18 protein-coding genes are annotated in these 21,442 nt (G+C 71.7%); 10 read left to right on the plus strand and 8 right to left on the minus strand.

Annotated elements, in window-relative coordinates; translation table 11 throughout:
- Positions 1–15: 15 nt before the first annotated feature.
- The 4 genes from DEJ27_RS14470 to DEJ27_RS18085 all read left to right on the plus strand — a co-directional run bounded on the left by DEJ27_RS14470 (position 16) and on the right by DEJ27_RS18085 (position 6,124).
- Positions 16–2,064 carry a bifunctional aldolase/short-chain dehydrogenase gene (locus tag DEJ27_RS14470; protein WP_111091255.1) on the plus strand — a complete coding sequence of 683 codons (2,049 nt, stop codon included), beginning with the start codon at positions 16–18 and terminating at the stop codon, positions 2,062–2,064.
- Between the two features lie 20 nt (positions 2,065–2,084).
- Positions 2,085–3,572 carry a rhamnulokinase family protein gene (locus tag DEJ27_RS14475; protein ID WP_111091256.1) on the plus strand — a complete coding sequence of 496 codons (1,488 nt, stop codon included), beginning with the start codon at positions 2,085–2,087 and terminating at the stop codon, positions 3,570–3,572.
- Entirely contained in the window at positions 3,569–4,894 is a 1,326-nt protein-coding gene (locus DEJ27_RS14480; RefSeq protein WP_181430168.1) for an alpha-hydroxy acid oxidase, read from the plus strand. Before DEJ27_RS14475 ends, DEJ27_RS14480 begins: the two co-directional genes overlap by 4 nt.
- A 291-nt stretch (positions 4,895–5,185) precedes the next feature.
- The gene (locus DEJ27_RS18085; protein ID WP_111091257.1) at positions 5,186–6,124 is read left to right on the plus strand and encodes a glycoside hydrolase family 16 protein; all 939 of its coding nucleotides are present in this window, start codon (positions 5,186–5,188) and stop codon (positions 6,122–6,124) included.
- A gap of 116 nt (positions 6,125–6,240) precedes the next feature.
- On the opposite strand, the gene DEJ27_RS14490 is transcribed toward DEJ27_RS18085, so the two are convergent.
- On the minus strand, positions 6,241–6,603 hold the full coding sequence (locus DEJ27_RS14490; RefSeq protein WP_111091258.1) for a hypothetical protein: 363 nt from the start codon (positions 6,601–6,603) through the stop codon (positions 6,241–6,243).
- 484 nt (positions 6,604–7,087) lie between these two features.
- Here DEJ27_RS14490 and DEJ27_RS14495 point away from each other — a divergent pair, with 484 nt between their 5' ends.
- The gene (locus DEJ27_RS14495) at positions 7,088–8,515 is read left to right on the plus strand and encodes an MFS transporter (RefSeq protein ID WP_375231901.1); all 1,428 of its coding nucleotides are present in this window, start codon (positions 7,088–7,090) and stop codon (positions 8,513–8,515) included.
- On the plus strand, positions 8,508–9,488 hold the full coding sequence (locus DEJ27_RS14500) for an alpha/beta hydrolase (RefSeq protein WP_110862301.1): 981 nt from the start codon (positions 8,508–8,510) through the stop codon (positions 9,486–9,488). The genes DEJ27_RS14495 and DEJ27_RS14500 overlap by 8 nt, the downstream gene beginning before the upstream one ends.
- Positions 9,489–9,559: 71 nt before the next feature.
- Here the strand turns inward: DEJ27_RS14500 and DEJ27_RS14505 are convergent, their stop codons facing one another.
- The 5 genes from DEJ27_RS14505 to DEJ27_RS14525 all read right to left on the minus strand — a co-directional run bounded on the left by DEJ27_RS14505 (position 9,560) and on the right by DEJ27_RS14525 (position 15,470).
- On the minus strand, positions 9,560–10,195 hold the full coding sequence (locus DEJ27_RS14505; protein ID WP_110862302.1) for a hypothetical protein: 636 nt from the start codon (positions 10,193–10,195) through the stop codon (positions 9,560–9,562).
- 492 nt (positions 10,196–10,687) lie between these two features.
- Positions 10,688–10,993 (minus strand): hypothetical protein, encoded by a 306-nt coding sequence (locus DEJ27_RS14510; RefSeq protein ID WP_110862303.1) that lies wholly within the window; start codon positions 10,991–10,993, stop codon positions 10,688–10,690.
- A 69-nt stretch (positions 10,994–11,062) separates the two neighbouring features.
- Entirely contained in the window at positions 11,063–11,596 is a 534-nt protein-coding gene (locus tag DEJ27_RS14515) for a hypothetical protein (RefSeq protein WP_110862304.1), read from the minus strand.
- A 38-nt stretch (positions 11,597–11,634) separates the two neighbouring features.
- A complete protein-coding gene (locus tag DEJ27_RS14520; protein ID WP_146244708.1) occupies positions 11,635–14,088 on the minus strand; it encodes a bifunctional lysylphosphatidylglycerol flippase/synthetase MprF in 2,454 nt (817 codons plus the stop codon).
- Positions 14,089–14,138: 50 nt separating this feature from the next.
- Complete coding sequence (locus DEJ27_RS14525; protein WP_111091261.1) at positions 14,139–15,470, minus strand: esterase family protein; 1,332 nt, start codon at positions 15,468–15,470, stop codon at positions 14,139–14,141.
- 183 nt (positions 15,471–15,653) lie between these two features.
- On the opposite strand from DEJ27_RS14525, the gene DEJ27_RS14530 reads away from it, so the two are divergent.
- Positions 15,654–16,346: a CoA pyrophosphatase gene (locus tag DEJ27_RS14530; protein ID WP_258369959.1), complete on the plus strand. Its 693-nt coding sequence runs from the start codon at positions 15,654–15,656 to the stop codon at positions 16,344–16,346.
- A 15-nt stretch (positions 16,347–16,361) separates the two neighbouring features.
- Here the strand turns inward: DEJ27_RS14530 and DEJ27_RS14535 are convergent, their stop codons facing one another.
- On the minus strand, positions 16,362–16,883 hold the full coding sequence (locus DEJ27_RS14535) for a hypothetical protein (RefSeq protein ID WP_146238597.1): 522 nt from the start codon (positions 16,881–16,883) through the stop codon (positions 16,362–16,364).
- Positions 16,884–16,927: 44 nt separating this feature from the next.
- Positions 16,928–18,088: an ROK family protein gene (locus tag DEJ27_RS14540; RefSeq protein WP_111091262.1), complete on the minus strand. Its 1,161-nt coding sequence runs from the start codon at positions 18,086–18,088 to the stop codon at positions 16,928–16,930.
- A gap of 132 nt (positions 18,089–18,220) precedes the next feature.
- Between DEJ27_RS14540 and DEJ27_RS14545 the strand changes: the two genes are divergently transcribed.
- From DEJ27_RS14545 to DEJ27_RS14555, 3 genes are read left to right on the plus strand one after another with little or no spacing between them, the layout of a single operon-like run.
- Positions 18,221–19,519: an extracellular solute-binding protein gene (locus tag DEJ27_RS14545; protein WP_111091263.1), complete on the plus strand. Its 1,299-nt coding sequence runs from the start codon at positions 18,221–18,223 to the stop codon at positions 19,517–19,519.
- 12 nt (positions 19,520–19,531) lie between these two features.
- Positions 19,532–20,488 carry a carbohydrate ABC transporter permease gene (locus DEJ27_RS14550; RefSeq protein ID WP_110862310.1) on the plus strand — a complete coding sequence of 319 codons (957 nt, stop codon included), beginning with the start codon at positions 19,532–19,534 and terminating at the stop codon, positions 20,486–20,488.
- Entirely contained in the window at positions 20,488–21,402 is a 915-nt protein-coding gene (locus DEJ27_RS14555) for a carbohydrate ABC transporter permease (RefSeq protein WP_027466185.1), read from the plus strand. The genes DEJ27_RS14550 and DEJ27_RS14555 overlap by 1 nt, the downstream gene beginning before the upstream one ends.
- The last annotated feature ends 40 nt before the right edge of the window (positions 21,403–21,442 follow it).

Below are 21,442 nucleotides of genomic sequence, written 5' to 3' on the forward strand. Positions count from 1 at the left end.
CGGGTGGACCCCGCAATGCACGGCACCGACGCAGACACCACGATCCGGGCGCTGGTCGCGCGCTCGAACGCGCTCGGCTCGGATCCGCGGATCACGAACTACGCGGGCGGGAACACCTCCGCCAAGGGCACCGACACCGACCCGGTCACGGGCGAACCGGTCGAGCTGCTCTGGGTGAAGGGCTCCGGGGGCGACCTCGGCACCCTCACCCCGGCGGGCCTCGCGGTCCTGCGCGTCGACCGCGTCCGTGCCCTCCAGGACGTCTACCCCGGGGTGGAGCGCGAGGACGAGATGGTCGCCGCCTTCGACTACACGCTGCACGGCAAGGGCGGTGCAGCGCCGTCGATCGACACCGCGATGCACGCCCTCGTCGACGCCGCCCACGTCGACCACCTGCACCCCGACGCCGGCATCGCGATCGCCACGGCGGCGGACGGTCCGGCCCTGACCGAGCGGATCTTCGGTGACAGGGTCGTCTGGGTGCCGTGGCGCCGACCCGGGTTCCAGCTCGGGCTCGACATCGCCGCCGTGCAGCACGACCACCCGGACGCCGTCGGCACGATCCTGGGCGGCCACGGCATCACGGCCTGGGGTGACACGAGCGATGAGGCCGAAGCGAACTCCCGCTGGATCATCGACACCGCCGAGCAGTACCTCGCGGCCAACGGCACCGCCGACCCGTTCGGCCCGGTCCGTCCCGGGTACGAGGCCCTGCCCACCGAGGAACGCCGTGCACGCGCCGCCGCCCTCGCCCCGACGATCCGCGGCATCGCCGGACACGACAAGCCCGTCGTCGGCCGGTTCACCGACACCGACGTCGTGCTCGACTTCCTGGCGAGCGAGCAGGCACCGCGCCTCGCAGCACTGGGCACGAGCTGCCCGGACCACTTCCTGCGCACCAAGGTCAAGCCGCTCGTCCTCGACCTGCCCGCAACGGCGAGCGTCGACGAGCAGACCGCCCGCCTGCACGAACTGCACGAGCAGTACCGCGCGGACTACCAGGCGTACTACGACCGGCACCGGGCGCCGGACTCCCCCGCGATCCGCGGCGCCGACCCACTCATCGTGCTGGTCCCCGGCGTCGGGATGTTCTCGTACGGCAAGGACGCCCAGACCGCCCGCGTCGCCGGCGAGTTCTACGTCAACGCCATCAACGTGATGCGCGGTGCCGAGTCCGTCAGCACCTACGCCCCCATCGACGAGGCCGAGAAGTTCCGGATCGAGTACTGGGCACTCGAAGAGGCGAAGCTGCAGCGGATGCCCGCGCCCAGGAAGCTCGCGACGCGCATCGCCCTGGTCACCGGGGCAGCGTCCGGCATCGGCAAGGCGATCGCGAAGCGCCTGGCGGCCGAGGGTGCCGCCGTCGTCATCGCCGACCTCGACCTGGCGAAGGCGCAAGAGACCGCCGCCGAGATCGGCGCCGGCGACCGCGCGATCGGCGTGGCCGCGAACGTGACGGACGCCGCCGCGATCGACCGGGCGATCCAGCAGACCCTGCTGCACTTCGGCGGCCTCGACCTCGTCGTCAACAACGCGGGGCTGTCGCTGTCCAAGAGCCTGCTCGAGACCACCGAGCAGGACTGGGACCTGCAGCACGACGTGATGGCGAAGGGTTCGTTCCTGGTGTCGAAGGCCGCCGCGAAGGTCCTCATCGAGCAGGGCCTGGGCGGCGACATCGTCTACATCTCGTCGAAGAACTCGGTGTTCGCCGGGCCGAACAACATCGCCTACTCCGCCACGAAGGCCGACCAGGCCCACCAGGTGCGGCTGCTCGCGGCCGAGCTCGGTGAGCACGGCGTCCGCGTCAACGGCATCAACCCCGACGGGGTCGTGCGCGGCTCCGGCATCTTCGCGAGCGGCTGGGGTGCCAACCGCGCCAAGACGTACGGCATCGAGGAGCAGGACCTCGGCAGGTTCTACGCGCAGCGCACGATCCTGAAGCGCGAGGTCGTGCCCGAGAACGTCGCGAACGCCGTCTACGCCATCTGCACCGACGACTTCTCGCACACCACCGGTCTGCACGTGCCCGTCGACGCGGGCGTCGCCGCGGCCTTCCTGCGGTAGCGACGAGCAGGAGCACGAGCATGCACACCAGCGGAAGCGTCGCCGCGGTCGACCTCGGGGCCACCAGCGGCCGGGTGATCGTCGGCCACGTCGACCAGTACGGGGTCCGGATGGACCACGTCGCACGGTTCCCGAACGGCCCCGTCACCCTGCACGAGGGCGACGACGACACCGGCCGCGACGCCCTGCACTGGGACGTCGTCGAGCTGTACCGGCAGGTGACCGAGGGGCTGCGGCGTGCGTTCGCCGAGCACCCCGCGATCGCCAGCGTCGGCATCGACTCGTGGGCGGTCGACTACGGCCTGCTCCGCGACGGCCGACTGCTCGGGCTGCCGTCGCACTACCGCGACGACCGGCACCAGGGCGGTGTCGTCCCCGTGCACGACCGGATGCACGCCGCCGAGCTGTACGCCCGGAACGGCCTGCAGCACCTGCCGTTCAACACCCTGTTCCAGTGGGCTGCCGACCCGTCGCTGCAACTCGCACAGCGTGCGCTGCTCGTGCCCGACCTGCTCGGGTACTGGCTGACGGGGGTCGAGGCGGCCGAACGCACGAACGCCTCGACGACCGGGGCACTGAACGCGACCACCCGTGGGTGGGACCCGGCGGTGCGGGCTGCTGCGGGCCTCCCGGCCGGGCTGCTGCCCACGCTGCGCGACCCGGGCGACCGACTCGGCCCCCTGCTGCCGTCCGTTGCCGAGCTCGTCGGCGGGCAGGCCGACGTGACGCTGGTCGGCTCGCACGACACGGCGAGCGCCGTCGTCGCGGTCCCCGCGACGGAGCCGGACTTCGCCTACATCTCGTCGGGCACGTGGTCGCTCGTCGGCGTCGAGCTCGACGCGCCCGTCCTGTCGGACGCGGCGCGACGCGCGAACTGCACGAACGAGGGCGGTGTCGACGGTCGCGTCCGGTTCCTGAAGAACGTGTCCGGACTGTGGTTGCTGTCGGAGAGCGTCCGCACCTGGGAGCGCGGTGGCGACCAGGTCGACCTGGAGGCCCTGCTCGCCTCCGCCGCGGCCGTCACCGCCCCGGTCCCCGTCTTCGACCCCGCGGACGAGTCGTTCACCGCACCCGGCGACATGCCGGCGCGGATCGCAGCGTGGTGCGCGGCGCACGGGATGAGCGCCCCCGCCTCGCGCGCGGAGTTCGTCCGGAGCATCCTCGAGTCGCTCGCGACGGCGTACGCCGAGACCCTGCGCACCATCGCCGACGTGACCGGCAAGGCCATCCGGGTCGTGCACGTCGTGGGCGGCGGCTCGCAGAACCGGCTGCTCTGCCAGCTGACCGCGGACCGGACCGGCCTGCCGGTCGTGGCGGGGCCGGTCGAGGCCACCGCGCTCGGCAACGTGCTGGTGCAGGCGCGCGCCGTCGGACTCGCGGGCCTCGGAGGGGCTTCACTGGAGGCACTCCGCAGCATCGTCGCACGGAGCGTCGAGCCCGTGCGGTACACCCCCTCGGCGTCGTCGCGCGCCGATCCCGATCGATCCCCCGTCAGGAGCCACGCATGACCACGACCGACGACCAGCACCGGATCGACCCCGCGACAGGCGCACCGGCACCCGCGACAGGCGCCGCGTCCGCCGCCCGCACGCGGGTCAAGCGGCAGCTGCCGACGGTGCGGGACCTCGCGCCGCTCATGCAGTTCAAGAAGCCTTCGCTGCCGGGTCGGCGTCAGCGCCTCGAACAGGCCTTGACGATCTGGGACCTGCGGGACATCGCCGCCCGTCGCATCCCGAAGGCCGCGTTCGACTACACCGAGGGCGCGGCCGAGGCGGAGATCTCCCTCGCCCGTGCCCGGCAGGCGTTCGAGGACATCGAGTTCACCCCGGCGATCCTGCGGGACGTGTCGAGGGTGGACACCTCGCGTCAGGTGCTCGGGGCGCCGGTGTCCTACCCGTTCGGCATCGCGCCGACGGGCTTCACGCGGATGATGCAGACCGAGGGCGAGCGGGCCGGTGCCCGGGCCGCCGGACGTGCCGGCATCCCGTTCTCGCTCTCCACCATGGGCACCACCGCGATCGAGGACGTCCGCGACGCCAACCCGCACGGGCGCAACTGGTTCCAGCTGTACATGTGGAAGGACCGCGAGAAGTCGATGGCGCTGGTCTCCCGCGCCCAGCAGGCCGGCTTCGACACCCTGCTCGTCACCGTGGACGTCCCCGTCGCGGGTGCGCGGCTGCGGGACAAGCGGAACGGGTTCTCGATCCCGCCACAGCTGAGTGCCCGGACCGTGGTGAACGCGATCCCGCGGCCGTGGTGGTGGTTCGACTTCCTGACCACCGAGCCGCTGGCGTTCGCGTCGCTCGACCGCTGGTCCGGCACCGTCGGCGAGCTGCTCGACCACATGTTCGACCCGACCGTCACCTACGAGGACCTCGCCTGGATCCGTGACCAGTGGCAGGGCAAGGTCGTCGTGAAGGGCGTGCAGTCGCTGGCCGACGCCAAGCGCCTGGCGGACCTGGGGATCGACGGCATCACGCTGTCGAACCACGGCGGCCGGCAGCTGGACCGCGCCCCGGTGCCCTTCCACCTGCTGCCCTCCGTCGTCAAGGAGGTCGGGAAGGACACCGAGGTGCACCTCGACACGGGCATCATGTCCGGCGCCGACATCGTGGCTGCCGTGGCCCTCGGCGCGAAGTTCACGATGGTCGGCCGTGCCTACCTGTACGGGCTGATGGCCGGCGGCGAGGCCGGGGTGGACCGGATGATCCAGATCCTGTCCGAGCAGATCGAGCGGACCATGCGGCTGCTCGGGGTGGCCTCGCTCGATGAGCTCGAGCCGGGGCACGTGACGCAGCTGCAGCGGTTGCAGCCGATCCCCCGGGTCTGACCCGTCGGCTCGCCGCGCGTTGCACCGTGCACGTTCGACGGTCGGACACCGGGCGTTCGTCGGTCGATTTCCGTGACGCCCCCCGAACGGGTCACAAATGATGCAAGATGTCCGTGGACGTGTCAACGAAACCCTCGGCATCCGGCCGGCTGATGCGTCCGTCCCTCCCCGCATCCTGCGCCCGAGCATCCACGAGGAGCCCGACATCTCGACCCGAAGCACGTGCACGCCCTCGCGCGGCACGACCCCACGGAACACGTCCACGCCCCTGACCACCCGAGGGGGCACCCGATGATCCGCCACCGCGCGATCCTCGCGATCGCGACCGCCGGCGCCCTGGTCCTCGGCGTCCCCACCGCCGCCTCCGCCCGCACCTGGTGGGGCTGGGACGGCGAACGCCGCTGGCACAACGCCCCGGTGAACCCCACCCCGACGCCGGCCCCCGACGAGACGGAGACCCCGGCCCCCACCGACGAGTGGACCCCGGATGCTGAGCCCGAGCAGGACTCGGCGCCGATCGAGGACTCCGCCCCCGTCGCCGAGCCCGCGCCCGAGGCCGCGCCGGAGGCGGCACCCGAAGCGGATGGATCCCCCGCGGACCTCTCCGCGATCGCACCGGACGCCTCGTTCGTCGAGGACTTCACCAAGAACGCGGTCACCGGCCTGGTCTCGTCGCTCTACCCGCAGTCGTGGCAGGCCTACCCCGACGGCACCTCGGGCATCTACGCGCCGAGCAAGACCGTGTCGGTGCACGACGGCGTGATGGACGTCGCCCTCGGCACCGGTGCCGGAGCGGCCGGCACCTTCGGGTCCTCCGACGGCGCCTGGGACCACGTCGGTGGCTCGTTCTCGGTCCGCGCGAAGGCGACCGGCGGCGACGGCAACGGCGCGGCCTTCATGCTGTGGCCGACGTCGAACGTGTGGGCCGACGGCGAGATCGACTTCCCCGAGGGCAACTTCGAGGACAGCCCCTCGGTGTTCCACCACTCGATGACCCCGGGCAAGGAAGCCGAGCGCGTCCAGCTCGGCACCGGCGTCTCGTGGCGCGACTGGCACACCTACAAGGTCGACTGGGTCCCCGGTGAGTCCGTCACGTACAGCGTCGACGGCAAGGTCCTGGGCACCGTCACCCACGACGTGCCGACGACCCCGCACCGCTTCATGTTCCAGGTCGGCAACTGGGGCGAGAAGGGCAACCTGCTCATCGACTGGGTCTCGACGACCGAGTAGCGTCCGCAGGTTCCCACCACGACGCGACGGGAGGCCCGGTGCCAGCTGGCACCGGGCCTCCCGTCGCGTGCCTGGTCACGTCTGCTGGCCGCGGCGCGCCCTGCGGAGCCTGTGGGCTAGCGCTTCTCGTCGACGAGCGCGATGAAACGGCTGCCGATGCCCTCGACCTCACGCCGCGTCAGGCCGGCGGTGGGCTCCGGCGCCTGGTACGGGGCGTGGTAGTCGCACATCAGGTAGTCCCACTCGGGCCACCACTTCTTCGGACGCGCCTCTTCGTCGAAGCCGCAGACCACGCACTCCAGGCGCGTCCAGACCTTCTTGGTGCCGGTGCGGTTGGCGCGGGACTGCACGAGCCAGGCGGGCGGGTCCTGCTCGATCGCGTCGAGCTCCGCTTCGCTCAGGCGCGACGGGATGCCGTGGCGGGTCGCCATCTCGAGGGGGATGTCGAGCCGGACGGCGGCTTCGCGGCGGGAGAGCATCCGTCCAGGGTAGGTCCTGCCACTTCCCACCTCGAACTGTGATGTCGGAAACCGTCGGCGACCGCTCCCAGGTCTGGCGAGACTGGCTCGGAGCTCGAAAACGGCGAGTGCGTCATCAACCTCCCGTGCGCCGACCATCATGAGCTCCCAGCGGTTCGACGGCCTCGGCGGCGTGCTGCACCCGTCGCGGCTCGCCGGCATCGACGAGGAGTGGTCCCGGTAGCGAGAGGGGCTCCGACCGCCGACTTCCTTCGCGCGAGCAGTCCGTGTATGGTCTCGATCACTGAGGTAAAAGGCGTCGCGATCTGCGACGCACCCGCACGCGGCATCGAACGAGTCGCCACTTCTTCCCTCGAAGGAGTGCGCCATCGTGTCCCCCAGTCCCGCTCTCACCACCGGGCACGTGCCTGCCGGTGACTCGTCTCCTCGTCTGCGCGACGCCTGGATCGCCCTCGCCGGGCTGTCCGCGGTGTTCCTGTTCGAGATGCTCGACAACTCCGTGCTCAACGTCGCCCTGCCGACGATCGGCCGCGACCTGGGCTCGTCGACGACGGGACTGCAGTGGGTCTCGGGTGCCTACTCGGTCGCCTTCGGAGGGCTGATGCTGCTCCTCGGCGCCGTCGCCGACCGCATCGGACGCCGTCGGGTCATGCTCGCCGGGCTCGTCCTGCTGGCCCTGGCCAGCCTCGCCACGGCGGTGGTCACGTCGACCGAGCAACTGATCGCCGTGCGGGGAACGATGGGCGTCGCCGCGGCGATGACGACGCCCGGGTCGATGGCGCTGGCGTTCCGCCTCTTCGACGACGAAGGTCTCCGGGTGCGGGCGCTCACCGTCATCTCGACGGCCGGGCTCGTGGGGCTGGCCATCGGTCCGACCGTCGGCGGGTTCGTGCTCGCCGTCGCCCCGTGGCAGGTGCTGCTGCTGGCCGACGTGCCGATCGCGGTCCTCGCGCTCGTCGGCATCCGGTTCGGTGTCACCCGCGACGAGGCGGCAGGGCTCCGTCGCGATCCGGTCGACGTGGTCGGAGCGCTGCTCGGCACCGTGACCACGGCTGGAGCGCTCGTGGCGCCGACGATCCTGGTCGAGTCCGGAGCCGCCGGCTGGTGGGGGTGGGGCGTCCTCGCGCTCGCCGTCGCCTGCGGAGTGGGGTTCGTCGCCCGCGAGCGGACCGCGCGGCACCCGCTGATCGACCTGCACCTGCTCGCCCGACCACTCGTCTCGAGCGGCCTCGCGTTCAAGGCCGCGTCGGGTTTGGCCGTCGCCGGACTGTCGTACCTCGTGACCCTGCAGCTGCAGTTCGCCTGGGGGTGGTCGCCGGCCTTGGCCGCGGTCGGGACGCTGCCGCAGGTGGTCGTGTTGCTCGTCGGTGGCCGCTTCGTCGGGCCGTTCGTGCAACGGGTCGGCCTGGGCCGCGCCGCCTGGATGAGCGCCGTCTCGGTCGTCTCCGGTCTCGCGGTCTTCGGCGCCCTGAGCCGGTACGGGTACCCGTGGGTGCTCGTCGCGCTCGTGCTCGTCGCCGCCGGCATGCGGGTCGTCGGCGTCGTCGCCGGCGCGTCGGTCCTCACGGGCCTGCCCGCGGACCGCACCTCCGTCGGAGCGGCGCTCGTCGACACCTCGAGCGAGCTCGCGGGCGGTGCCGCCGTTGCCGCGGCGGGGACCATCGTCGCCGCCTTCGTCGCCGGGAGCATCACCACGACCACCTGGACCGCCGCCCGGATCGAGGGCTTCCAGGACGCCCTCACCGTCGCCGGCCTCGGCCTCGCCGCGGTCGCAGCACTGCTCGGCGTGCTCGGCATGCTCGGAGCCCGGCCCACCGTCGAACCGGAAGACGGAGCCCCGGCCGAACCTGCCGACACCACCCCTGCACACACCGACCGGACCACCATCACCGAGGAGACCTCCCGTGCCTGACACCATCGCCCTTCCCCGCCCGCCGTTCGATCCCGAGTTCGTGCCCTTCCTCACCGCCATGGACGCGCGAGGCCGCTTCCACCTCACGACCCAGATGCTGCCGCAGATGCGACAGCTGGACATGACGGAGGCGCAGCTCGACGAAGGGCTGCATGCTCGCGGCCTGGAACGGAGCAGCATCACGATCCCGGGGCACCGCGGCGCCCCGATCGATCTCGCCGTGATCCAACGCACCGGCCGTACCGGTACAGCTGCCCTGGCCTACGCGATCCACGGCGGCGGCATGGTGTTCGGCCACCACCTCGGCAACCTCGACTCCTACGACGAGTGGCTGCTGGTGCACGACGTCGTCCTGGTCAGCCCCGGCTACCGTCTGGCGCCGGAGCACCCGGACCCGTACCCGGTCGAGGACTGCTACGCCGGTCTCGTCTGGGCAGCCGAGCACGCCGACGAACTCGGCATCGACCCGGAGCGCATCGTCCTCGTCGGGCAGAGCGCCGGGGCCGGTCTCGCCGCCGGCACGGCCCTCCTCGCCCGCGACCGACAGGGGCCCTCCGTCATCGGCCAGGTGCTCGTGAGTCCCATGCTCGACGACCGCGACGCGACCCTGTCGGCTCGGCAGTTCGACGGTGTCGGGGTCGCCGACCGGGAGATGACACGGTTCGGCTGGGACGCCTACCTCGGTGACCGGCGTGGTGGCGAGGACGTGTCGATCTACGCTGCACCCGGGCGCGCGACCGACCTCACCGGGCTCCCGCCCGCGTACATCGACTGCGGCAGCACCGAGGTGTTCCGCGACGAGACCGTCGCCTACGCCAGCTCGCTGTGGGCGGCAGGAGTCCAGGCGGAACTGCACGTGTGGCCGGGGGCGTTCCACGGGTCGACGAGCATGATGCCGGACGCGACGCTGTCGCAGCGGGCCGTGCAGGCCCTGCGCGAGTTCACCGGGCGCCTCCTCGGCCCGGCCGTTTGACAGCGGCCCCGGCACGAGCGGATCGTGGCGCTCATGCCGGGACCGGGACCGGGACCGGGTCGCAGCATCAGCTAGATCCGATCCAGGCACACCACCGCGACGACGACCGGCCACGCCTCATCATCGAGCTGCACGGACCGTAGCCCCCGCGGCAGAGCTCGTCCGTCATCGGACGCGACGACGACTCCCTGCAGCCCGATGAGGTGCCCCGAACCGCGGCTGTAGTGCACGCGATCGCCGACGACGGGCATGACGATGGTGTCCGCCGCCAGCTCCTCTGCAGCGAGTTCGATGACCGGAGGCCAGGACTCCGTGAGCACCTCGACGGCTTGCCACTCGGACCCGCCGCGCTCGTCGAGCTCTGCATCGCGCAACTCGAGATCCACGATCCTCGCGACCGGCAGGGATTGCGGGCTGATCGTGCGCGCGACTCCACATTCGATCGGGACGCTCCTGCTGGCGAGGAAGAGCCCCTCGCGCGCCGTACCGAGCTGCGACGGGACCGGCTCAGCGCCGACCTTGCGGAGTCCGCCGTTCGCTGTCGAGCCGCCTGCGGTGTGCGTTCGCGTAGCACTCGCCTTCGCCGCACCGAGGAGTCGTGGCGCGACCTGAGCTGCTCTCGTCCGCATCGGATCATCGCTGAACTGCGCGCCGAGATCCTTCTTGAACGCGAGGGCGCGAGGCCGTCGCTTGTCGCGCTTTTCCATCGGGTCGCCTTCGGCTCGGCTTCGCGCAGCCTCGAGTCAGGCTGTTCCCGGACCGTACTGCCGGACAACCGGCGCACGCGATGGTTCCTCAGCGACATTGCGGTAACCAGCAACACGATTCGGAGTTCGCGCCGGCGCTGCCCCCGTTCGCTCCGGCCTCGGCCTGCTCAGCGTGCGGGCGCCGCTTCGTCGCGGCGGGCTCTTCACCGCAGGGCCCGGCGGAACCCCGTGAGCACGGCGCCGCAGTCCGTGCACTCCTACTCGCTCCACCCAACCTGGCCGCAGGTGTCGTAGGCCGCTGTCGACGCCACCGTGGACCCTGCACCACCCGTCGGGACGAAGTACGGCAACGAGACGCCCTGCCGGGTCACGGTCCCGCAACATGCGAGCACTGGCGACCTGACGCCCGATGGTCCACCCGGTACGGACGGGAGGCCCGGTGCCAGCTGGCACCGGGCCTCCCGTCCGCCCTGTGGTCGCGTCGACGACGCGTCAGCCTTCCCAGGGCCAGTACGTCTGGCAGGTCTCGGGGCCGCCGTTCGTCGACGCGCAGACCTGGGTCGGCCCCCAGAGCGCGAAGGCGACGAACGCGACCTGCAGCACCAACAGGCTCAGGCCGACGATGAACAGGGCACGGACACGGCGACGGTCGTCACGGACGCCGGTCAGCAGCGAACCGAACGCGGCCAGCAGCCCGCCTGCCGGGACCACGAGTCCGAGGACGACGGTCACGGTCATCAGGAGCGCGAACTCGCCTCGGGTGGTGCCGAAGCGTCGCCCAGCGTGCAGTGCAGTCACGGTGGTGAGCGTATCGGTCCGCGGGGCACGCGGATGCGCCCATTTCGGGCGGCGGTTGTCGACCGCGGTTCAACCGCCGCTGCGCTCACGACGACGCACCCGCAGGGTGCCGATCCCCTGGACGATGCAGACGACGCCGCTCGCGACGACGATGACCCCGGTCACGATCCGGCCGATGGAGACCCCTCCGAACAGCAGCGGGGCGACCGCGACACCGATGAAGACTGCGCCCATCACGATGACGACGACCGGGTTCTGCGCGACGAAGAACCGGCGCCCACCGTTCGCTTCGGCGATCGCGCGGTCCCGAGCACGAGGGACGGCGTCGGGCGACCGACCCGCGCGGCGATCTGCACGCCGTCGCCGGCTGCGCAGGACCAACCACACCGCGGCGCCGATGACGACGGCAGCTCCGATGGCGATCCACTCGACGATGCGGAAGGACCCGAAGACGATCACCAGGACGAACCCGACCGCGATGCCCACGAACATGTCCGTGGTCATCCGGTCGGTCCGGCCGTCGCCACTCGTGACGTACCCGGGGCGGCGTTCGTACGGATCGTGCTCGTCCACGGCCGGTCCGTCGGCCCGTTCGGTTCCCATGCTCCGAACGTACCGACGGCGCGGCGGGCCCGTCCGGGTCAGCCCACTCGTTCCGCCGGCGGCTCGGCCCGGACTCCGTGTGCCGGACGCCGCTCCCGCACGATCGCCACCGCCTGGCGCAGCGACAGCCCCGGCAGGTAGGTGCGGACGATCGCGACGCCGATCGTGGGCAGCGCCACCGGGTCCGGGTACGCCATCACCAGGGGGTGCAGGTCGGGCCCGAACTTCGCCTTGAAGCGCAGCAGGGAGCGGAACCCGTAGACGGGCTCGAGCGCACCACCGACGACGTCGAGGACCGATTCGACGCCGCTCCGGCCGGCGCCCTGTGGTTCCGCCGAGGACGCGAGCGGGGCGGCGGACAGGCTGAGCCGTTCGGCACCGTCGGTGCGCATCCGGTCGACCGCACTCGCGACCAGGAACTCCATCACACCGTTGGGCGCGTCCGGCGCGCGGCGCATCACGTCGAGCGTCCACCCGACCACCTGCCCGGCACGGTACGCGGGCAGCCAGCTGGTGACGGCGAGCACGGTGTCGTCCTCGCCCAGGGCCACGAGCGTGCGGACGGCGGGGTCACGCATCTCGTCGATGCCGCCGAGGGTGAACCCCATCTCGGGCAGTTCGCGCTCGGCGACCCACTCCTCCGAGATCGCCTCGATCTGGCGGGTGACCGATCCGGGCAGCGAAGCCCAGTCCGACCAGAGCGCAGTGGTGCCGGACCGTGCGGCCTTGTTGACGGCCGTGCGGACGTCCTGCTTGCGCTTGCCCGTCGTCGTCCAGGTGCGCGGGTCGAGGTCGGCGTCCTCGGCCACGGGAAGCGTCGTCCATCCGAGTCGTGCGAGTGCAGCACCGAGGATGGCGTCGATGCCGTAGAAGACGGGCGTCCAGCCGTGGTCGTCCGCGGCCCGCGCGAAGCCCTCCAGCGCCGCAAGCCGTGCGTCCTCGTGCCCGAAGGGGCCGCCGGTCGTCACGGCGACGCTGCCGGTGCGGTGGTAGGCGACGCCGGCGCGACCGTCCTCGGTGAACCAGTACTCGTTGCCGGGCCAGGTCGTCATCCACCCGAAGGTGTCGCCGCCGCCGGCGACCAGGAGCGCCCGAGCGGCCACCCGCGCGGCGTCCTGCCCGTCGAGGTCGCTGTCCGAGGGCCCGGCCCCGGTCGGCCGGACCGCGGCGATCGCCACCGCGAGCCACAGGAGCGGGCCCGAGATGCCCACGACGAACCGCAGCGCCGGCTCGGCCTGCGCCAGGTGCGTGGGCAGGGTCACGGGTGCGATCGGACCGAGCACGGCGAGCGCCAGGTGGAGGGGCGCGCGCACGCTGTCGCCCGAAGCCACGGCGACGCCGACGACGACGACCGCGAGCACCACGGCCGATCCGGCGACCGTGACGGCGAACCCCAGCAGTCGTCGCCGGTCGGTCCGCACCGGGAAGTCCGCGCGGCGAAGGACGAGCACCACGGCGGTGGCGATCGGCACCAGCACCGACGCGACGAGCGAGAGCGAGACCGCGAGGTGGTCCGAGGCCAGACGCTGCACGACGGCGTGGTGCCGCTCGGGCAGCACCCCGTACGAGACCGCGGTCGCGACGCCTGTGATCAGGTCGACGGTCACGACGAGCCACAGCGCGAACCGGCTGCCGCGTCGGAGCCCCACCGCACCGACCGCCAGGACCACGAGCGGCATCACAGCCAGCAGCGACTGGAGCGGGCCGTGCGGGTGCACCGCGGCGAGCGCCCGGACGCAGCTGGCGGTCACCCCGGTCACCGAGCAGTGCGGCATCCGCCCGGTCGGCCCGGTGTCGAGCACCACGGCGAGCGGGGCGAGCAGCCCGAGCTGGGCACCGGTGACGAGCGCGAGGACGGGGCCGACGGCCGACACCGTCACCGCGGCCACCAGCAGCACGCGGGTCTCGCGTGAGGAACTCCGGGTCCAGCCGCTCCGCACCGGCGACCGCCGCAACACGCGGCCGAGCACCAGGCCGATGAGCAGGGCGAGCGCCGCGTGCAGGTCGGACGCGTGCCCGGAGTACAGCAGCAGCGCGGCGACGACGGCGATCGACACCACCCGGATCCGGCGTCGCCACAGCGCGCCGGCGAAGGCGCTCGCGGTCGCGATGGTCCCGACGATCCAGGTCCAGGGGCCGACGTGTCCCAGGTGCACGAGGAAGCCACGGGTCGCCGGGGCACCGTCGAACAGCTGCAGCACGGCAGCGAGGCCGGTCCCCACGACGGTCGTGACGACCATCGCGAGCAGGGTGCGCCGCCAGCCGAGCAGCCGTTCGGACGCCCCGGTGCACACCACGACGGCGACGAAGGTGACGAGGAACCCGACGACGCTGCTCGTCACCGCGACCACGCTGAGCGGGCCCATCGTCCCGCTCAGGATGTGGGGCGTCCGACCGCTGAGCGCGCCGATGCAGCGGAGCACCACGGCGGCGATGCCGGCGACGATCGTCAGGGCCGAGACGACACTCGTCAGTGGGTACCGACGAGCCACCGGCACGAGACGCTTCGGATTCGCCCCCGCGAGGGCCGCGGTCACCGCGCTCACCGGAGGCCCAGGTGCGCGATGACGCCGGGCATCCCGACGCGCAGGGCGTGGCGGACCGTGTTCCAGTCGTGCGCGGAGCCCTCGGACACGAACAGTCGGGTCTGCATCCCCGCGGCGTCCGCAGCTGCGCGGAGCGCCGTGGTCGACGCGACGTAGGGTGCGTCCTCGCTCCCGTAGGCGAACACCGTCAGGCGCCCGGGGTAGGGACCGTGCGCCCGCATGATCGCCCGTGGTGCCGCTGCGGCGTACCGGCTGGCGGAGCCGCCGAACCCGACCTGGATGCTGTGCTGGACGGAGCCGTTCAGGGGTGCGAGTTCGCTCGAGATGGCGAAGGTCGTGCCGAACGCGCCGGGGTGCGCGGTGGAGAACTGCATGGCGCACGTCGCGCCCTGCGAGAACCCGACGATGCCCCAGGCCGAGGGCGCTGCCCCGACGCGCAGGTGCTGCCGGATCCAGTCCGTGGTGTCGGTCGTGATGTACGTCGCGGAGTGCCCGAGGGGCGAGTCGACGCACATCGGGTTCCGGTCCGGTGCCCCGAGTTGGTCGGGCGCGACGACGATCGGGGCGAGTCCGTGGTGGGCCTCGGCGAACGCGTCCATCACCGCGCCGAGCCGACCGGCCTGGAACATGTCGCTCGGCTGGCCGGGTTGTCCGGCCAGGCTGATCAGGACCGGCAGGGTCGGTGGTCGGTCGGTCAGGGCAGCCGGCGGCAGGTACACGTCCGCCGGCCGCGCGTGGAAGTGGGAGACCGTCGACGGGATGGCGACGGAGAGCACCTCCCCGCGTCGCGGCATGTCGGCGGGGGCTCGCCAGGTGGCCGGGTCGACCACCGGACTGGAGGCGCGCCCCACCCCCGTCTCGTGTGCCATCGGACCGGACGGGTACGGATCCGTCGCGACGGCCTGCTCGATCGTGCGGTACGCCCCGAAGTCGACGTTGACGCCGAGGACGGCGGCCAGGGCCACCGCCACCGCCACGAGCACGCCGAGCACGCGGCGGACCCAGCCGCCCTGGACGACCGTCACCACGAGCAGGCCGGCAGCGCCGAAGGCCAGGGCCACCCACATCCGGGTGATCGGGGTGAACGACACCCCGTACAGGTCCTGCACGTCCCCGAACCACCACACCGCGACCAGGCCGATCACGGCACCGACGGCCACGGCACCGAGCCGCCAGACCAGCCCCCGGACCGGGTGCCGGGAGCGACGACCGAACGCCGGCAGCAGCGCGGCGACGGCGAGGAGCCCGGCGGCGACGTCCACCGGGACGAGCACGGCCGGTGCGACGACGGCGACGTGGAACAGGGGTCGGAGCAGATCGTGGAACATGGGGCCTCCCGGCGGACGATGCAATCGTGGCGGCGGCCCGCTGCGAACGGGGCACCCAGGCGCTTCCGGTTCGCACAGTTCCCACCTGTGCAGCTCTCAGGCGGCACTCGAACGACCCCCAGCTCAGCGTCCGGTGCGACGGTGCCGCCAGACCTCTCGGTGGCGCACACCTAGGGTGAACGGGTGACGCACGACGGATCGGTACGGGCTGCACTCGCGGCGGTCGCAGCGGATGGCTGGGGTGACGGTGGGCCGCTCGTCGAACCCGGCAGCACGGCCTCGCCCCGACGGGCCGCGGTCCTGATGCTCTTCGGCGCGCTCGACCACGCGCCGAGCGACCGACCGGCAGCAGCACCCGGGGTCCCGCGCGACCTCGACGTCCTGCTCCTCGCCCGGGCCACGACCCTGCGCGCGCACGCCGGCGAGGTCGCGTTCCCCGGTGGACGCATCGACCCCGGTGACGCGGACGCCGTCGCCGCCGCACTCCGCGAGGCACAGGAGGAGACGGGACTCGACCCCGCCGGCGTCGAGGTGCTCGGCACACTGCCAGCCGTGCCCCTGGCGTTCTCGAACCACCTGGTCCGGCCCGTCATCGGCTGGTGGCGCGACCCCTCACCGATCCGCGTCGTCGACGAGCACGAGTCGGCGGCGGTGTTCCGGGTGCCGGTGGCCGACCTGCTCGACCCGGCGAACCGCGGCGTAACCGTGCTCCGCCGCAGTGGTCAGGAGTGGCGCGGACCGGCGTTCACAATCGAGGCCGACGGGGACGAGCACCTGGTGTGGGGCTTCACCGCGATGCTGCTGGATGCGCTGTTCGACCGACTCGGTTGGACGGAACCGTGGGACCGCCAACGGGAGATCCCACTGCCGGGCTGATGCGCCGGGTTCGCGTCAGAGCCCGTTCGCACGGCGACGGAGTTCCTCGCGCACGACCTCGGCCTTCGCGAGCGCGCGGGGCGTCGTGATCACCGAGAACAGCAAGAACCCGACGAAGAACGCCACCCCGAACCACCACCAGGGCGTCGAGGTCAGGGCGAGCCAGATGGCGAGGACGACCATCACCCCGAAGACGACCGGCCCGAACCACCGGCTCCGCCGCAACTGTCGGTGGTGCTCGTCGACCGTCGCGGACCACGTGGCGAGATCAGCGCCCTCGGGTACCTCGCCGCGCTTCAGACCGCGCTGCACGTCCGTCAACTCCGTCGCGCCGCCGGCTCGCCGACGAGCCTTGCTGATCCATACGCCGAAGAACGCCGTCATCGCACCGGCGTAGAAGACCGTGCCGATCGCCCGCCCGAGCAAGGAGATGTCTCGAGGGGAGACGAGCAGCCCGATCCCGAACCACATCCCGCCCGCGAACAGGAAGAGCACCGGCAACAACACGGGCATCGGGAGGGATCGGAGACGGTGCACCACGAGATCCTGTCAGATCTGCAAGAACCCGGTGCGCCGCGTGGTCATGATGCGAGCATGGGGCGGAGCGCGAACGCCAGCGGGTCGGCCCGCACCGCGTCGACCGCGTGGGCCACGGCCCCGATGACGACGACGTCGGCCCCGAGCGAGGACGCGACGAGTTCGGGCACCGGGTCGAAGTGCCCCTTCGCGAGCAGGTCACGCGCGCGGTCGATGACGGCGACCGCGGGCTGGGCGATCGCGCCGGCGACCACCACGCGGTCGATGTCGAGCAGGCTCGCGAGCAGGATGCAGACCCTGGCCAGGCGGTCCCCCAGGCGGTCGACGATGGTGCGCGCGACCGGATCACCGCTCCGTGCGGCCGCGAACACCAGGGCGGCGTCGGCGGCGAGCGCGGAGTCCGCGGGGATGTGCCCGGCGGCGACGGCGTCGGCCACGAAGGCGCGGGCGACGGCGCCGATGCCGTCGGACGAGCCGACACCCTCGACGAGTTCGAGCACCCGCATCTCGCCCGCACCGCCGTGGGCACCGCGCAGCAGGACCCCGTCGACGACGAGTCCCGCGCCGAAGCGTTCGCCGGACAGCAGCGCCGCGAACGAGGCGTCACCCGAGGACGGCCGCTCGGCGAGCGCGGCGAGGTTCGCGTCGTTCTCGACGAGCACCCGCCCGTCCGGCACGGCGTCGACGAACCCCGGGTTCATCCGGACCCAGAAGCCGCCGTCATCGGGCGAGGCACCGGCGGCGTCGACCGGTGCCGGGATGCCCACGACGGTGACCAGGACCCGGGCGCGGTCGACGTCGGCCGAGGCGAGTGCGGCGGCCACGGTGTCGGCGAGGACCCCGAGCCGCACGGGCACGTCGAGGCCCGACTCACCGAGCGTGCCCTCGGCACGACCCAGCACCGTGCCGCGCAGGTCGGCGACGAAGGCCGTGACCCGGTGCTGGCCGGCGTCCACACCGACGACGACCCCGGCGACCGTGTCGAGCTCGTAGCGGCGGGCGGGGCGTCCCATCCGGTACTCCCCCGCGGCGCGGGCGTCGTCGAGCTCGCGGAGCCAGCCGAGCCGCACGAGTTCCTCGGCCGCCCCCAGCACGGTCGACCGGGTCAGGCCGGTGGCGTCGATCGCCTCGGTCGCGGTGAACGCCGACGAGTCGAAGGCGTACGCGAGCAGCGTCTCTGCGCTCGTTCCACGGGGTGGCGGCATGTCGTGACCCTATCGCGCGACGAGTTCCTTGCGGAATTAGATTTTCTCGCTACATTTAGTTCCGCGGGTGGCATCGGAGCCACCCGCGGGACGGAACGGCAGGGACGCCGGGTCCGGACGGACGGAGACGACGTGCAAGCACACGCCACCGCCAGGAGCGCAGCATCGGTCAGCCGACGCGGGTTCCTGCTCGGAGCGGGCGGCATCGCAAGCGGGCTCGCGCTCGCCGGATGCGCCCCGATCGGGTCCTCCAGCGCCAAGCCGGAGACCATCACGTTCTACGTGTCGAAGCCCGAGGTCATCGGCTACTTCGACGACGTCATCGCGCAGTTCCACCAGACCCAGTCGAAGGTCCGGGTCGTGCGCGACTCGACCTCGAGCATGTCCGCGAACTTCGTGCGGAACCGGCCGCCGGACCTCGGCTGCTGGAACTACAACTTCTCGGTCGTGCCGTTCGTCGAGCACGGCGCGCTGACCGACCTGTCCGACCTGCCGCAGGCCGACACCATCAACCCCGACCTGTGGCCGCTCATGGAGCAGACCGCCGACTACCCCGGCCGGAAGAGCGCCCTGCCGTACTCGGTGACCGCGGCGTCGGTGATCTACAACAAGGCGCTCTTCGTGCAGCAGGGGCTCGAGGTCCCGACGACGTGGAGCGAGTTCGCCGACGTGTGCGAGCGCCTGACCAGGGCCGGGATCGCGCCGATCTACGGCACGTTCAAGGACAACTGGACGATCGCCCAGGGCATGTTCGACTACTCGATCGGCGGCATGATCGACACCCCGGCTACCTTCGAGGCACTCCGCCGCGAGGGCACGAACGTCGGCAAGGGATCCGCCGTCTCGTTCGAGCGCGACCTGCGGAAGCCGATGGAGCGCATGGTGCAGCTCCGCGCCTGGCACCAGGACGGCGCAGCGAGCCGCGGGTACGGCGACGGCAACCTCGCCTTCGCCCAGGGCAAGGCAGGCATGTACCTGCAGGGACCGTGGGCCCTCGGCGAGATCGCCAAGACCACGAAGGACATGGACCTCGGCACCTTCCCGCTGCCCGTCACCGACGACCCGGCCGACCGGAAGGTGCGCGTGAACGTCGACCTCGCGCTCTGGATCCCGGAGGCGTCGCGCAAGCAGGAGGCCGCCCGCGAGTTCCTGTCGTTCCTGATGTCCAAGCGGGTCAACGACGAGTACAACGCGGACAACAACGGCTTCGGAGTGCGCAAGGACGCTCCCCCGGCGTCGAACCCCGCCCTCCGTGGCATGCAGTCGTACTACGACGACGCAGCCTTCTACCTCGGCGCCTCGCAGCTCATCCCCGCCGAGATCCCGGTCGCGAACTACGCGCAGTCGATCGCCTTCGGCGGCGACCCGCAGCGCCAGCTCCGCACCCTCGACGCCGACTGGGCGCGTCTCGCGCTCCGCACGGCCGCGTAAGGAGACGTCCGAATGGCAACCACGACCACCGAATCCATCACGACGGCGGACCGCCGCCGCCGTGGCGGAGCCGCCACGGGCCTCCAGGCCGGAGGACGGAACGGACGACGCAAGCCCCGCGTCGACCCGCTCTTCCTGGCGTTCCTGCTGCCCACCCTGGTGCTCTTCACGCTCGCCATCACGCTGCCGGCTGTGATGGGCATCGTGCTGAGCTTCACGAACTCCGTCGGCTTCGGCGAGTTCCGCTTCACCGGGCTCACCAACTACGTCGCGGTGTTCTCCGACCCCGCGATCCTGCAGGCGTACCTGTTCACGCTCGGGTTCTCGCTCGTCACCGTGATCGTCGTGAACGCGATCGCGTTCCTGCTCGCCATCGCGCTGACGTCGAAGATCCGCGGCAAGATCGCGCTGCGTGCGGTGTTCGTGCTGCCGATGGTGATCTCGGGGATCGTCATCGCCTACGTGTTCTCGTTCCTGTTCGCGAACAGCCTGCCGGCCTTCGCCACCGCGATCGGCTTCGGGCCGCTCGAGCAGAGCATCCTGGCGAACCCCGACCTGGCCTGGCTGGCGATCGTGGTCGTCACGGCCTGGCAGGCGATCCCGTCGACGCTCCTCATCTACATCGCCGGCGTCCTCTCGATCCCCGGCGAGGTGTACGAGGCAGCCGCCCTCGACGGTGCCAGCGCCTGGCGGCAGCTCGTCTCGATCACCGCACCGCTGACGGCGGGCTACATCCTGATCAACCTGGTCATCGGGTTCAAGAACTTCCTGAACTCGTACGACATCATCGTCGGCCTGACCGACGGCGGCCCCGGCACCTCGACCACCAGTGTCGCGATGTCGATCTTCAAGGGCTTCAACGGCGGCGACTACGCCTACCAGATGGCGAACGCCACGATCTTCTTCGTCATCGCGGTCGTCATCGCCGTGATCCAGCTGCGGGCGACCCGCGGGAAGGCAGCGCTCTGATGTCCCTGCAAGCACCCCTGCGACCGGGGACCACCGCGACCGGCAGCATCCGTTCCGTCGACGCCGACCGGTCCTCCGGCTCGGGCAAGGCCGGCCGGGGTCGTTCGAACTGGCCCGTCACCGTCGTCCTCGTGCTGTGCGCGCTGTCGGTGCTCGTGCCGCTGTACGTCACCCTGACGATGGCGTTCAAGACGACCGGCCAGGCCGTCGACGGCAACGCGTTCTCGCTGCCGGCACCGTTCAGCGTCGACGGCTTCGTGCAGGCGTGGCAGCTGACGGACTTCCCGCGGGCCTTCGCGGTCTCGGTGTTCGTCGCCGCGATCACCGTCGTCGGCACGATCCTGCTCGCCTCGTTCACGGCCTACGCGATCGCCCGGAACTGGGACCGCCGGCTGTTCCGCTGGTCGTTCTTCTACCTGCTCGCGGCCATGTTCCTGCCGTTCCCGGTGCTCGCGCTGTCGCAGGTGAAGCTCACCGGGCTCGCGCACCTGGACAACCCGCTCGGCGTCGCGATCCTGCACGTCATGTTCCAGCTGTCCTTCAGCGTGCTGCTCTTCACGGCCTTCCTGCGGTCGATCCCGGCGGAGCTGGAGGAGAGTGCACGCATCGACGGTGCGAGCACGGGGCAGGTGTTCTGGCGACTCGTGTTCCCGCTGCTGGCACCGATGAGCGCCACCGTCGGCATCTTCGCGTTCCTCGCGTCCTGGAACGACTTCGTGATGCCGTCGCTGATCACCTCCGACCCGGCGCTGCAGACCCTGCCGGTGCTGCAGCAGATGTTCCAGACGCAGTTCAGCAACAACTACAACGTGTCGTTCGCCTCGTACCTGATGGCGATGGCCCCGGCGATCATCGTCTACCTCGTCACCCAGCGGTGGGTGATGGCCGGCGTGACCCAGGGCGCCATCAAGTGACCGACACCGCCGGTGCGGGCCCGACCGCGATCGCCGGCGC

It is taken from the genome of Curtobacterium sp. MCPF17_018 (genome assembly GCF_003234135.1).
Lineage (GTDB): Bacteria > Actinomycetota > Actinomycetes > Actinomycetales > Microbacteriaceae > Curtobacterium > Curtobacterium flaccumfaciens.

Coding starts and splice junctions, on each gene's coding strand:
- DEJ27_RS14480 (WP_181430168.1), top strand. CDS start 3,569: ATGACCACGACCGACGACCAGCACCGGATCGACCCCGCGACAGGCGCA.
- DEJ27_RS14475 (WP_111091256.1), top strand. CDS start 2,085: ATGCACACCAGCGGAAGCGTCGCCGCGGTCGACCTCGGGGCCACCAGC.
- DEJ27_RS14490 (WP_111091258.1), bottom strand. CDS start 6,603: ATGCTCTCCCGCCGCGAAGCCGCCGTCCGGCTCGACATCCCCCTCGAG.
- DEJ27_RS14505 (WP_110862302.1), bottom strand. CDS start 10,195: ATGGAAAAGCGCGACAAGCGACGGCCTCGCGCCCTCGCGTTCAAGAAG.
- DEJ27_RS14540 (WP_111091262.1), bottom strand. CDS start 18,088: ATGCCGCCACCCCGTGGAACGAGCGCAGAGACGCTGCTCGCGTACGCC.
- DEJ27_RS14555 (WP_027466185.1), top strand. CDS start 20,488: ATGTCCCTGCAAGCACCCCTGCGACCGGGGACCACCGCGACCGGCAGC.
- DEJ27_RS14470 (WP_111091255.1), top strand. CDS start 16: ATGCACGGCACCGACGCAGACACCACGATCCGGGCGCTGGTCGCGCGC.
- DEJ27_RS14525 (WP_111091261.1), bottom strand. CDS start 15,470: ATGTTCCACGATCTGCTCCGACCCCTGTTCCACGTCGCCGTCGTCGCA.
- DEJ27_RS14550 (WP_110862310.1), top strand. CDS start 19,532: ATGGCAACCACGACCACCGAATCCATCACGACGGCGGACCGCCGCCGC.
- DEJ27_RS18085 (WP_111091257.1), top strand. CDS start 5,186: ATGATCCGCCACCGCGCGATCCTCGCGATCGCGACCGCCGGCGCCCTG.
- DEJ27_RS14515 (WP_110862304.1), bottom strand. CDS start 11,596: ATGGGAACCGAACGGGCCGACGGACCGGCCGTGGACGAGCACGATCCG.
- DEJ27_RS14495 (WP_375231901.1), top strand. CDS start 7,088: ATGCTCGACAACTCCGTGCTCAACGTCGCCCTGCCGACGATCGGCCGC.